The 13082-nt window shown below is 64.1% G+C and carries 12 protein-coding genes; 10 read left to right on the top strand and 2 right to left on the bottom strand.

The genetic code is table 11. The features are described 5' to 3' along the window. Window positions 1-121 precede the first annotated feature (121 nt). From dusB to WJU17_RS03510, 10 genes are all read left to right on the top strand, one after another. Window positions 122-1108 carry a tRNA dihydrouridine synthase DusB gene (dusB, locus tag WJU17_RS03555; protein WP_346325961.1) on the top strand — a complete coding sequence of 329 codons (987 nt, stop codon included), beginning with the start codon at window positions 122-124 and terminating at the stop codon, window positions 1106-1108. Continuing rightward, entirely contained in the window at window positions 1108-2235 is a 1128-nt protein-coding gene (locus tag WJU17_RS03550; protein ID WP_346325960.1) for an ATP-binding protein, read from the top strand. Before dusB ends, WJU17_RS03550 begins: the two co-directional genes overlap by 1 nt. Then, on the top strand, window positions 2232-3674 hold the full coding sequence (ntrC, locus tag WJU17_RS03545) for a nitrogen regulation protein NR(I) (protein WP_346325959.1): 1443 nt from the start codon (window positions 2232-2234) through the stop codon (window positions 3672-3674). The genes WJU17_RS03550 and ntrC overlap by 4 nt, the downstream gene beginning before the upstream one ends. A 143-nt stretch (window positions 3675-3817) precedes the next feature. Next, window positions 3818-6091 carry a PAS domain-containing sensor histidine kinase gene (locus WJU17_RS03540; protein WP_346325958.1) on the top strand — a complete coding sequence of 758 codons (2274 nt, stop codon included), beginning with the start codon at window positions 3818-3820 and terminating at the stop codon, window positions 6089-6091. Between the two features lie 12 nt (window positions 6092-6103). Next, complete coding sequence (locus WJU17_RS03535; RefSeq protein WP_346325957.1) at window positions 6104-7513, top strand: sigma-54 dependent transcriptional regulator; 1410 nt, start codon at window positions 6104-6106, stop codon at window positions 7511-7513. Next, window positions 7510-8886 (top strand): Trk system potassium transporter TrkA, encoded by a 1377-nt coding sequence (gene trkA, locus WJU17_RS03530; RefSeq protein ID WP_346325956.1) that lies wholly within the window; start codon window positions 7510-7512, stop codon window positions 8884-8886. The genes WJU17_RS03535 and trkA overlap by 4 nt, the downstream gene beginning before the upstream one ends. A gap of 134 nt (window positions 8887-9020) precedes the next feature. Beyond that, the gene (gene hfq / locus WJU17_RS03525; RefSeq protein ID WP_346325955.1) at window positions 9021-9275 is read left to right on the top strand and encodes an RNA chaperone Hfq; all 255 of its coding nucleotides are present in this window, start codon (window positions 9021-9023) and stop codon (window positions 9273-9275) included. Between the two features lie 102 nt (window positions 9276-9377). Continuing rightward, window positions 9378-10649, top strand: a complete 1272-nt coding sequence (gene hflX / locus WJU17_RS03520) for a GTPase HflX (protein ID WP_346327387.1) — start codon at window positions 9378-9380, stop codon at window positions 10647-10649. A gap of 101 nt (window positions 10650-10750) precedes the next feature. Beyond that, the gene (locus WJU17_RS03515) at window positions 10751-11041 is read left to right on the top strand and encodes a co-chaperone GroES (RefSeq protein WP_346325954.1); all 291 of its coding nucleotides are present in this window, start codon (window positions 10751-10753) and stop codon (window positions 11039-11041) included. A gap of 85 nt (window positions 11042-11126) precedes the next feature. Next, complete coding sequence (locus WJU17_RS03510) at window positions 11127-12209, top strand: LLM class flavin-dependent oxidoreductase (protein ID WP_346325953.1); 1083 nt, start codon at window positions 11127-11129, stop codon at window positions 12207-12209. On the opposite strand, the gene WJU17_RS03505 is transcribed toward WJU17_RS03510, so the two are convergent. Both WJU17_RS03505 and WJU17_RS03500 read right to left on the bottom strand, forming a co-directional pair. After that, on the bottom strand, window positions 12210-12569 hold the full coding sequence (locus WJU17_RS03505; RefSeq protein WP_346325952.1) for a carboxymuconolactone decarboxylase family protein: 360 nt from the start codon (window positions 12567-12569) through the stop codon (window positions 12210-12212). Beyond that, a complete protein-coding gene (locus WJU17_RS03500; protein WP_346325951.1) occupies window positions 12559-13068 on the bottom strand; it encodes a GNAT family N-acetyltransferase in 510 nt (169 codons plus the stop codon). The genes WJU17_RS03505 and WJU17_RS03500 overlap by 11 nt, the downstream gene beginning before the upstream one ends. Window positions 13069-13082: the final 14 nt, after the last annotated feature.

Here is a 13082-nt window from a genome sequence, read left to right as displayed (position 1 = left end):
TAAGGTAAAGTTCACTTATCCGTGTGCGAGAGTTTCTATCATTGGTCAACCTTGTGATAAACACTTGCACAAAATCCCTTCTTTGCTTAAGAAACCGGCAGCCCCGCAGGTTGCTTAAAAAATGACCATTCAAATCGGCCCCGTCACCATATCCGATCCCGTCGTTCTCGCGCCCATGTCAGGCGTGACCGACATGCCGTTTCGTCGCCTCGTCAAACGCTACGGCGCCGGTCTGGTCGTCTCCGAGATGATCGCCAGCGAGGCCATGATCCGCGAGACCCGGCGCTCGCTGCAGATGCTGACCAAGGCGGCGGAAGAGCAGCCGATGTCGGTCCAGCTCGCCGGCTGCGAGCCGCGCGTGATGGCCGAGGCGGCCAGGCTCAACGTGGATCGCGGCGCCGCCATCATCGACATCAACATGGGCTGTCCGGTGAAGAAGGTGGTCAATGGCGAAGCCGGGTCGGCGCTGATGCGCGACCTGAACCATGCCGCCGCCATCATCGAGGGCACCATCGCGGGCTCGTCGGTGCCGGTCACGCTCAAGATGCGCACAGGCTGGGATCACACCAACCGCAACGCGCCGGAACTGGCCCGGATCGCCGAGGAGCGCGGCATCAAGATGGTGACGGTGCACGGACGGACCCGGAACCAGCTGTACAAGGGGCATGCCGACTGGTCCTTCGTGCGCAACGTCAAGGAGGCCGTCGGCATTCCGGTCATCGTGAACGGCGACATCAACACGTTCGAGGATGCCGTCGAGGCGCTGGCCCAGTCGGGCGCCGATGGCGTCATGATCGGCCGCGGCGCCTATGGCAGGCCCTGGTTTCCCGGCCAGATCGTCCACTACCTGCGCACGGGCGAGAAACTGCCCGATCCGCCGCTCTCGGAACAGCTCGAGATTCTGCTCGAGCATTATGACGAGATGCTTCGCCTGTATGGCAGCGATACCGGCGTGCGCGTCGCGCGCAAGCATATCGGCTGGTATTCCAAGGGCATGGAAGGGTCGAGCGAGTTTCGTGACCAGGTGAACCGGCTGGACGATCCCGCCCGGGTGATCGCCATGATCCGGGCGTTCTACGAACCCAAGCTTGAAAGGCTGGCTGCTTGATGCCGTCCGTGGCCAACCTGTTCAAAGGGAAAAGCGCCACGCCCATCAGCGCCGACGTCCTGATCAATACGCTGCCCGATCCGCTTTTCGTGCTCGACCAGTCGGAGCGGATACGGTTCGTCAACCTCGCCGCCGAACAGTTCTTCCAGTCCAGCGCCAAGGTGCTCCAGACCCAGGGCCTGAGCGAGATCATTCCCTTCGACAGCCCGCTTCTCGCGCTCGTCGGGCAGGTGCGGACGCGCGCGTCGTCGGTGTCCGAATATGGGCTCGTGCTGGCGACGCCGCGGATCGGCATCCACAATGTGGACGTGCAGATTTCGCCGGTGGCGGAAGATCCGACCCTGCTGCTGGTGACCCTGCGCGAGAGGGGCATCGCCAGCAAGATCGATCACCAGCTGCTGCACCGGGGTACCAACCGGTCCATCGTCAGCATGGCGGCGGTGCTGGCCCACGAAATCAAGAATCCGCTGTCGGGCATTCGCGGCGCGGCCCAGCTGGTGGAAATGTCAGTCGGCTCCGAGGACAAGGCCCTGCTGCGCCTGATCTGCGAGGAAACCGACCGGATCGTCGCGCTGGTCGATCGGATGGAGGTGTTTTCCGATCCGCGTCCCATCGACCGCGTGCCGATCAACATCCACGAAGTGCTGGAGCATGTCCGGCGCGTCGCCGAGAACGGTTTTGCCCGCGAGGTGAAGTTCATCGAGCTCTACGACCCGTCGCTGCCGCCGGTTCAGGGCGACCGGGGCATGCTGATCCAGGTGTTCCTCAACCTGATCAAGAACGCGGCCGAGGCCGTGCCCGCCGATGGCGGCGAGATCACGCTCACCACCGCCTATCGTCACGGCGTGCGTGTGGCGGTGCCGGGCACCCGCGAACGCATGAATCTGCCGCTGGAGATCTGCGTCATCGACAATGGATCCGGCATTCCCAGCGATCTCCAATCGCACCTTTTCGATCCGTTCGTGACCACCAAGCCGGGAGGGACCGGGCTGGGGCTGGCCCTCGTCGCCAAGATCATCGGCGACCATGGGGGGATCATCGAATGCGACTCAAGCCCGCGCAGGACCGTGTTTCGCGTTCTTCTGCCGACGGGACCCCGGCCAACGAAGAATAGGCAACGCCCATGAGCGACGGCACGATCCTGGTCGCCGACGACGACCGCGCGATCCGGACGGTACTGAATCAGGCTTTGGGACGCCTTGGCTACGATGTCCGCACCACGGGAAACGCCGCCACGCTGTGGAGCTGGATTTCCAATGGCGAGGGCGACCTGGTCATCACCGACGTGATCATGCCGGACGAGAACGGCCTCGACCTGCTGCCGCGCATCCGCAAGGTGCGGAGCGACCTGCCGATCATCGTCATGAGCGCCCACAACACCCTCAGCACGGCGCTGAAGGCGACGGAGCGGGGCGCCTATGATTATCTGGCCAAGCCGTTCGATCTGACCGAGCTGACCAATGTGGTCAAGCGCGCCCTGGCGCGGCCGAAACGGGCCGATTCCATGGAGCCGAGCAGCCAGGATGACGATGGCATGCCGCTGGTGGGCCGCTCACCCGCCATGCAGGAGATCTACCGCGTCCTCGCGCGTCTGGTGCCCACCGACCTGACGGTGATGATCTTCGGCGAATCCGGCACGGGCAAGGAACTGATCGCCCGGGCGCTCCACCAGTTCGGCAAGCGCCGCAACGGCCCATTCGTCGCCATCAATATGGCGGCCATCCCGCGCGAGCTGATCGAAAGCGAGCTGTTCGGTCACGAGAAGGGCGCCTTTACCGGCGCGACCTCGCGCCATAGCGGCCGCTTCGAACAGGCCCAGGGCGGCACCCTGTTCCTCGACGAAATCGGCGACATGCCGCCCGAGGCCCAGACCCGACTGCTGCGCGTGCTGCAGGAGGGCGAGTACACCACGGTGGGCGGCCGCACACCCATTCCGACCGATGTACGGATCATCGCGGCCACCAACCGCGATCTGCGTCAGCAGATTCAGCAAGGTCTGTTCCGCGAGGACCTGTTCTACCGCCTCAACGTCGTGCCGTTGCGCCTGCCGCCACTGCGGGACCGCCTGGACGACATTCCGGATCTCGCGCGCCACTTCCTGTCCCAGGCGGGCATGGAAGGGCTGCCGCAGAAATCCCTGGATACGTTCGCGATCGACCGTCTGAAGCGCCATACCTGGCCCGGCAATGTCCGTGAGCTGGAAAATGTCATCAAGCGGATCGTGGCGCTCTATTCCGAAGAGGTCATCGGTGTCGAGGTCATCGCCGCCGAGCTTGCGGAAACCGAACGGCGGTCCGTGCCCTCGGCCGGGATCGAGGCCGACAATCTGGCCGGCGCCGTCGAGAACCATCTCGAGCGCTATTTTTCGGCGCATGGCGACGGCCTGCCGCCCAAGGGCCTCTACGACCGGATCATCAAGGAGGTCGAGCGCCCGTTGCTCAACATCGTTCTGGCGGCGACGCGCGGCAACCAGATCCGCGCGGCCGAGTTGCTGGGTCTGAACCGGAACACGCTCCGGAAAAAGATCCGGGAACTGGAAATCCCCGTGAACCGGGGATTGAAGTAAATCCATATCCGGCGACAGTCGCCCCGTTGCGCGAGGCGGCTGGGATCCCCAAATCCAGTGATGCAAATCTGCAACATTGTGATAACCTGCGCCCCAACGCCGAGCCCCGGCGCGGAAGCACTGACGGATTCGAACCGCACTGAATGTCGAGCCTTAGCGGCACGCCTGACAGGCCCAAGCGGGTGCTGTTCCCCAGCTGGATAAAGCAGCTCGGCCGGAGCCGATGGACTCCCATCACGCTCGCGGCGATCGCCATCCTCTGGGGCATCGGAACCTACGCTGTTCTGAGCAGCGGCACCCTGGCCATGGACTCCAACGGCGCCATCGCGCTGATCTTCGGCAATCTCGCCGTGGTCGTCGTGCTGGCGATGCTCATCATGCGCCGGATGGTCCGCCTCTGGGTGGCGCGGCGCAGCGGCGCGGCCGGGTCCCGGCTTCACGTCCGTCTGGTCACGCTGCTCAGCCTGGTCGCCATCATTCCGACGATCATCGTCGCCATGTTCTCGGCGCTCTACTTCAATCTGGGGTTCCAGAACTGGTTCAGCGACCAGGTGCGCGGCGCCGTCCACAATTCGGTCCGCATCGCCGAAGACTACATGGAAGAGCACAAGAAGAGCATTTCCCGCGATCTGCTGGAGATGTCCGCCATGCTCAACACCCGCGCCGATGAATATCGCTTCGAGCCCGACAGGCTGATCGAGGAGATGGAGAACCAGGCCCGTGGCCGCGGTTTCAGCGAGGCCATCATCCTCTCGCGCAACGGCACCATCGTGGCGAAGTACAATGGCCTGTTCGGCGACACCATGGCGCGGACGTCGGGCATTCCACGCCGTGCGATGGCCGAGGCTGAGGCCGGCGCGGTCGCGACCATGACCAATGCCAATGACGACTACATGGGTGCGCTGATCAAGCTGAGCGGCTATCTGGACCGGTATCTGTATGTCGGGCGGAATGTGGACCAGCGCGTCGTCGAGCAGCTCGAGAAGACCAAGCACCACGCCGCCGAATACGAGCAGCTCGAGCAGCAGCGCGCCTCGCTCCAGACCAAGATCAACATCATGTTCGTGGTGCTGGCGCTGCTGATGCTGATGATCGCGGTCTTCGTCGGCATCTGGTTCGCCAGCCGGCTCATCGCGCCGATCAGCGACCTCGTGCGCGCCTCGGAACGGATCAGGGGCGGCGACCTGGGCGTGCGGGTGCATGAAGGCGAGGGCGACGACGAGATCACGGTGCTCTCGCGCACCTTCAACCGGATGACCAATCAGCTCCAGAGCCAGCGGAACGAATTGATCGACGCCAATATCCAGCTGGATCAGCGGCGGCGTTTCACCGAGGCGGTGCTGGAGGGCGTGCTGGTCGGCGTCATCGGCCTGAACGCGCGCGGTGAAGTGGATCTGTCCAACCGCGCTGGGTTGTCCATGCTGGAGGAGACCGAGTCAGCCTTCAAGGGCACCCGCCTGGTCGATACCGTTCCGGAACTGACCGAGCTGCTGTCGGAAGCGGAGGACAATCCCGACCAGTTCGTCCAGCAGCAGATCAATATTCTGCGCGAGGGCCGGCCGAAGAACCTGCTGGTGCGGATCTCGTCGGAGCGGGTGGGCGGAGAGATCGCCGGCTTCGTCGTGACCTTCGATGACATCACCGAACTGGTCGCGGCGCAGCGGACCGCCGCCTGGGCCGACGTCGCGCGGCGGATCGCGCATGAAATCAAGAACCCGCTGACGCCGATCCAGCTGTCGGCCGAGCGGCTCAAGCGCAAGTACCGCAAGGAAATCCAGACCGATCCCGACGTGTTCACCCATTGTACGGATACGATCATCCGTCAGGTCGGAGACATCCGCCGCATGGTCGACGAATTCTCCGGGTTCGCCCGCATGCCGGCACCGACGTTCCGCGAGGAGAACATCGCCGAGATCGCCCGCCAGACCCTGTTGTTCCTCGAAGTCTCCTGGCCCGACATCGACTTCGTCTGGCACGGGGGCGATCAGGCCATCATGTTGAATTGCGATGGCCGGCAGGTGGCCCAGGCGTTGACCAATATCATCAAGAACGCGGCGGAATCCATCCAGGGGCGCAAATGCGCCGAGGGAGAGTCCCTGCCAAGGGGGCACATCGACCTGAAGCTGACCGAGGACGCGGCCTCGACCGTCATCTGCGTCGAGGACAATGGACTGGGATTGCCGAGGGAGCACAGGGCGCGCCTGACGGAACCCTATGTCACCACCCGTGAGAAGGGGACCGGCCTCGGGCTCGCCATCGTGAAGAAGATCATGAGCGACCATGGCGGCGAATTGCTGCTGGACGACAGGCCGTCGAGCGGCGTCAGGGTCCGTCTCGTGTTTTCGCGAGAGGCCGCGCGCGACTTGGCGCACAAATCGGAAACTCAGGTCGAAAAACGCGCAGCAGCCGTAGGTTAGGAAGAAAACTTCATGTCAAGGGACATTCTCGTCGTCGATGATGAGGCCGACATTCGGGACCTGGTCGCGGGGATTCTGGAGGACGAGGGCTATGAAACCCGCTCGGCCGGCGACAGTGACAGCGCGTTGGCCCAGATCGAACAGCGTCGTCCCAATCTGGTGATCCTCGACATCTGGCTGCAGGGAAGCCGTCTCGACGGTCTGGAGTTGCTGGACTTCATCCGGCGCGATCATCCGGACGTGCCGGTGATCATCATCAGTGGTCACGGCAATGTGGAGACCGCCGTTTCCGCGATCAAGCGCGGCGCCTTCAACTTCATCGAAAAGCCATTCAAGACCGATCACTTGCTGCATCTTGTTCAGGCTGCCACTGAAACCATCAGGCTCCGCCGGGAGAATGAGGAACTGCGCGCCCGCTTCATTCCCACCGATGAGATGGTCGGCCTGTCGCCGGCGATCAACAGCGTCCGTCAGATCATCGAGCGGGTCGCGCCGGCGAACAGCCGTGTCCTGATTTCCGGGCCGACCGGCTCGGGCAAGGAAGTCGTGGCCCGCCAGATCCACAAGCTCTCGTCGCGCGCCAACGGCCCCTTCGTCGTCGTCAGCGCCGCCAACATCGCGCCGGAGCGCATGGAGATCGAGCTGTTCGGTATCGAACGCAAGACGGTCGGGCAGGTCCAGAGCCGCAAGATTGGTCTGTTCGAACAGGCCCATGGCGGCACCCTGTTCCTCGATGAGGTCGGCGACATGCCGATCGAGACTCAGAACAAGATTCTGCGCGTTCTGGTCGAACAGATGTTCGAGCGGGTCGACGGCAGCCGCAAGGTGCAGGTGGATGTCCGGGTGATGAGTTCCACCACCAAGGACCTTCGTCAGCTGATCGAGGCGTCGCGGTTCCGCGAGGATCTGTATCACCGGCTCAACGTCGTGCCCATCCAGGTGCCGCCCCTGAGCGCGCGGCGCGACGACATCCCGCTGCTCATCGAGCATTTCATGGATCGCCTGACCATCTCGGGCGGCATGGCGCGGCGCGAGGTCAACGCGGACGTCATCGCGGCGCTGCAGGCCTATGAATGGCCGGGGAACGTGCGCCAGCTGCGCAACGTGGTGGAACGGATGTTGATCCTGGCCGCCGACGATGTGCTGGACCAGATCGGCGCCGACATGCTGCCAGCGGAAATCAACGGGACCGCGGGCGCCGTGCTGCGCGGCGGGCAGGGCGAGGCGATCATGTCGGTGCCGCTGCGCGAGGCGCGCGAGGCGTTCGAGAAGGAATATCTGCAGGCCCAGATCACCCGCTTCGGTGGCAATATCTCGCGAACGGCCAGCTTCGTCGGGATGGAGCGGTCGGCCCTGCATCGCAAGCTGAAGTCACTGGGGCTGCAAACCGGCGATCGCCGGGCGGGGGACGACGAGGAATGAATATCATCGTTTGCGGCGCCGGGCAGGTCGGCGCCTCCATCGCGAGACAGCTCGCCGATGAGCATCACGACGTGACGGTGATCGACATCGAGCCCGAGCTGATCAAACGCCTCAGCAACTCGCTCGATGTGCAAGGCATCGTCGGACACGCTTCGCATCCGGATGTCCTGGAGAGAGCCGGGGCCGCCAGCGCCGACATGCTGATCGCCGCGACCTATTCGGACGAGGTGAACATGGTCGCCTGTCAGGTGGCCCACTCGCTGTTCAGCGTCCCCACCAAGATCGCGCGCGTCAGGACCCAGTGTTATCTCATGCGCGACCGGCGGACCCTGTTCGGTCCCGACGATCTGCCGGTGGACCTCATCATCTCGCCCGAACACGAAGTCGCCCATGCGATCCGGCGCCGGGTCGATACGCCCGGTGCCTTTGAAGTGGTGCCGTTCGCGGAAGACCGAATCTACATGATGGGCATCGCGATCGGTCCCGACTGTCCGATCATCGATACGCCGCTTCAGCAGCTCACCGAGCTGTTTCCGGACCTCAATGTGCGGGTCGTGGGCATGCGGCGCGGCGACACCACATTCGTGCCGACGTCGGAGGACCAGCTGCTTCCCGGGGATCAGGTCTACGTGGTCACCGAGAAGGCCATGCGCAACCGCGTGCTGGCGGCCTATGGCCACGAAGAGACCGAGGCCCGGCGGATCGTCATCATCGGCGGCGGCAGTGTCGGCCTCAATCTGGCGCGAGAGCTGGAGGCCAGCGATGCTTCGTTCAACGTGAAGATCATCGAAATCTCGGAGGGCAGGGCCCAGTATATCGCCGAGGCGCTGAATAAATGCGTCGTGCTGCACGGCGACGCGCTGGAGCAGGAGATCCTGCGCGAGGCGAACGTGGCCATGGCGGATACGGTGATCGCCGTGGCCAATGATGACGAGGTGAACATCCTGTCGGCCCTGCTCGCCAAGCGGGAAGGGGCGCAGCGGATCATCGTTCTGGTGAACAACAACGTTTACGGGCCGCTGATGCCTTCGTTGGGCGTGGATGTGTACATCGATCCCCGCGCCACCACGGTGTCCACGATCCTGCGTCATGTACGCCGCGGACGTATTCGCGGGCTGCATTCGCTCAGTGGGGCGAAGGCCGAACTGATCGAGGCCGAAGCGCTGGAGACACTGGATATTCTGGATACGCCGCTGCGCGACCTGAAGGTTACCGCGGGCGTGCGCTTCGGCGCCATCGTGCGTGGCGCGGATGTGATCATCCCCCGCGGCGACACGGTCATCAAGGCCGGAGACCGGGTGATCATCTTTGCGTTGGCCGAACAAATCAAGAAGGTGGAACAGATGTTCTCGGTGCAATTGGGATATTTTTGAGCACGTTTTGCGTTGCACAAAAGTGTTGCGTGACGGGTACGATCCGCCCTTGTCCTCGTGGGTAAAACATCCCATTTTGTGAAGGGTGCCGCCCAACGGTGCCTGTGAATAAAAAGAGAAGGAAAAACCCCTCCATGGCTTCTGACCGGTCCCAAAACGTTCAGGATGTCTTCCTCAATCACGTCCGAAAAGAGAAGACTCCGGTTACCGTCTTCCTGATGAATGGCGTAAAACTGCAGGGCGTCATCACCTGGTTCGACAATTTCTGTATCCTCCTGCGCCGCGACCGCCACTCGCAACTTGTTTACAAGCATGCCATTTCGACGGTCATGCCGTCGGCGCCGATCCAGTTGTTCGAACCGGCCGATGGTGACTCCGACGGAGACTAGATTTTGACCGACCCTACCGAGACCCAGACCCGCTCGCGCGCTCAAACCACCGACACGGCGGCGTTCGGCGACCGGCAGGCAGTTACCCAGGGAACCCGCGCGGTGCTCCTTCACCCCTATCAGAAGGGTGAGGGGAACCGCCGGTCGCCCGAGGCGGCGCTTGACGAGCTCAAGGGGCTCGCGCATGCCATCGGGCTGGATATCGTCGGCGCCAGCATCACGCCGCTGTCCTCGATACGGCCGCGCACCTATATCGGCGAGGGCAAGATCGAGGATCTCGCCGCGGAAATTCGGGCCGTGGACGCCGAACTGGTGGTGGTCGACACCGCGCTCAGCCCCGGGCAGCAGCGCAATCTCGAAAAGGCCCTGTCCGCCAAGGTCATCGACCGGACCGGCCTCATCCTCGAAATTTTCGGCGAGCGCGCGCAGACCCGCGAGGGTGTGCTGCAGGTGGAGCTTGCCCATCTGAGCTACCAGAAGGGCCGTCTTGTCCGGTCCTGGACCCATCTGGAGCGCCAACGCGGCGGCGCCGGCTTCCTGGGCGGTCCGGGTGAGCGGCAGATCGAAGCCGACAGGCGGATGCTGAACGAGAAGATCATCAAGCTGCGCCGCGAACTGGAGACGGTGACGCGCACCCGGCTGCTGCATCGGAAAAGCCGCCAACGCGCGCCTTACCCGATCGTGGCGCTGGTGGGGTACACGAATGCCGGCAAGTCGACCCTGTTCAACCGGCTGACCCGGGACGACGTCTTTGCCGAGGACCTGTTGTTCGCGACGCTCGATCCGACCATGCGCGGCCTGACGCTTCCGTCCGGGCGCCGGATCATCTTGTCGGACACGGTCGGGTTCGTCTCGAATCTGCCGACCCATCTGGTCGCCGCCTTCCGCGCGACCCTGGAAGAGGTGATGGAGGCGGACATCGTCGTCCATGTCCGTGATATCTCGCATCCGGACACGGATGCCCAGCGCCAGGACGTGATCGACGTGCTCACCAGCCTGAACGTGCCTGACGAGGACACACAGACGCTGATCGACGTGGAGAACAAGATCGACCTGCTCTCCGACGAACAGCGACAGGCGCTCGAAGCCCGAGTCGAACGGCACGACATGCTGATCCCCGTCTCGGCGCAGACTGGCGAGGGCATCGATCGCCTGCTGGGCCGGCTGGACGAGCTTCTCGCTCGCGACGACCAGTTGATCACTGTCCGTGTGCCCTATGCCGAGGGGGCGCTGATGGCGTGGCTGTACGATCACGGCAATGTCATCCGCCGTACCGACGTGGAAGAAGGCGCCGAATTCGAGGTGCGTCTTTCGGATCAGGACGTGGGCAAACTGCGCAAGCAGCCTGCGGCGGTGTTCGCCGACGCCGCCTGAGCCCAAGCGCCGGTTGACTTGCCTTCGGCGGCTTTCTATCGTCGCGTCCGAAACAACGCCGGGGCTCAACGCCTTGGCCGTCAACACGTACGGAGTCGACCATGAGCACATTCAAACCCTTGCACGACCGCGTTCTGGTCAAGCGTCTGCCGTCCGAAGAAAAGACCGCCGGTGGCATCATCATTCCGGATTCGGTGCAGGAAAAGCCCCAGCAGGGCGAAGTCATCGCCGCCGGCACCGGCGCGCGCCGCCAGGATGGCAGCATCGACCCGATCGGCGTGAAGGTCGGCGACAAGATCCTGTTCGGCAAGTATTCGGGCACCGAGATCAAGCTGCAGGGCACCGATTACCTCATCATGAAGGAATCGGATATCCTGGGCGTGCTGGAGTAGGCACCCCTAAGCCGTCGATGTGGAAGGGCCGCTGCGTGCGGCCCTTTTGCTGTGTGGGCCGTTTTACCGTCTGGGGAGAGCTGGGATGAGATTTGCCGCGGCCGCCGCGCCGAACATGTCGGACTGGAAGATCTTCGTCGAGGCCGAGGCCATGGGGTTCGACAGCGCCTGGGTCCCGGATTCGCAGATGATCTGGTCGGACACCTTCGCCGTCCTGTCGCTGGTTGCCGCCCATACGACGCGCATCCGTGTCGGCACCGGCGTCGCCATTGCGCCGACGCGGCTGGCGCCGGTCACGGCGCATGCCATCGCCTCCATCAATCAGCTCGCGCCTGGACGGACGTTCCTGGGTATCGGCAGTGGCCACACCTCCATGCGCGCCATGGGCTTCGACACCATGAAGGGGCCGGCGTTCCGCGATTATCTCCGCGTCGTGCGGGCGCTGCTGCATGGCGAGGAGGTGGAGTACACGCTCGGCGGCGAAACCAAGGCGATCCGCTTTCTCCACCCCGACCAAGGCTACATCGACACGGATCATCCGGTGCCGATCTACGTGGGCGCCGATGGGCCGATCGCGCTGAAAGCGGCGGGCGCCTATGGCGATGGCCGCGTGTCGGGTCTCGACCCGACGCCCGAGCGCATGGTGCAGAGTCTCGAGATCGCGCGGCAGGGTGCCGCCGAGGCGGGCAGGGTGCTCGGCGAGGACTTCCCGGCGGCGGCGCTGGTGTCGGCCGCGGTCCTGAAGCCGGGCGAGGCGCTGACCTCGGACCGTGTCATCGATCAGGTGGGCGCGACCGCCGTTTCCGTCATGCACATGTGGTACGAGCTTTACAGGGCGTGGGGCAACGACAGCATGGTGCCCGATTCCTGCCGTGATGAATGGGCGCAATATCTGCGCATGATCGACGGCTGGAACATGCCCAAGGAAAAGATGCACCAGCGATTGCATCTGGGCCACGCCACCTTTCTGGTGCCCGAGGAGCGCAAACTGGTCACGCCGGCGCTGATCCAGGCGAGCGGCGCCCTGGTCGGCGAACCCGACGAGATCATCGCCCGGCTGAAGGAGCAGGAAGCCGCCGGCCTGCGCGAGATCGTGCTGCTGCCGTCGCTGGAGCATGCGCGGGACGTGTTCCGGGATTTCGCGGAACACGTCCTGCCGCGCTACTGATCAGGACGCGGTTTCGGCGAATACCTCGCGCGCGACGCGGATACCGTTCACCGCGCACGGCCAGCCGGCGTAGTGGGCGAGGTGGATCATCATTTCCTCGACCGCCGCGTGCGAGAGCCCCTGATTGAGCAGACCGCGCAGATGCACCTTGAGCTGCGCCTCCTTGCCGAGGGCGACGAGAACGGCGCAGGTGATCAGCGAGCGGTCGCGCAGTTCAAGTCCCGGCCTGCTCCAGATGTCACCGAACAAATGGTCGATGGTGACCTCGATCAGCGGATCGTCCAGATTGGGTGCGTCGGCGTCGCCGAACAGCTTCCTGCGCACCTCGAGCCCGCGCTGCCTGCGGTCATCATTGTCCATCGCCGGTCTCCCCATTGCGTCGTTCGCTTGCCAGTGTACTCAGGGCATCGCCGGTGAGGCGATAAATCAGCCATTCCGCCATGCGCCGCGCGCCCAGGCTTTCGTAGAAGCGGATCGAGGGCGCGTTCCAGTCCAGCACGCTCCATTCAAAGCGTCCGCAATTGCGATCGACGGCGATGCCGGCGAGATGGCTCAGAAGCCGACGGCCGATGCCCCTGCCGCGATGCTCCGGCAATACGAACAGGTCTTCCAGGTAGAGGCTCGGGCGGCCGTTGAAGGTGGAAAAGGTAAAGAAATAGAGAGCGAAGCCGACGGGAATGCCGCCCCACTCGGCGATGACGGCCTCGGCGTAGGGACGCGGCCCGAACAGCGCGGCGTCAAGATCGGCCTCGGTCGCGACGGCTTCGTGGCGCAGCTTCTCGTACTCCGCCAGCGCCTCGATGAAATAGAGCAGCAGCGCGGCGTCGCCTGGCGCGGCGGCGCGGATCGCAAGGGTCACGGCGGCTCTCCTTT

This window comes from Iodidimonas sp. SYSU 1G8, from assembly GCF_039655775.1.
GTDB lineage: Bacteria > Pseudomonadota > Alphaproteobacteria > SMXS01 > SMXS01 > RI-34.
The sequence above is the reverse complement of the archived record's forward strand: the minus strand, read 5'-3'. Positions and strand labels throughout refer to the sequence as shown.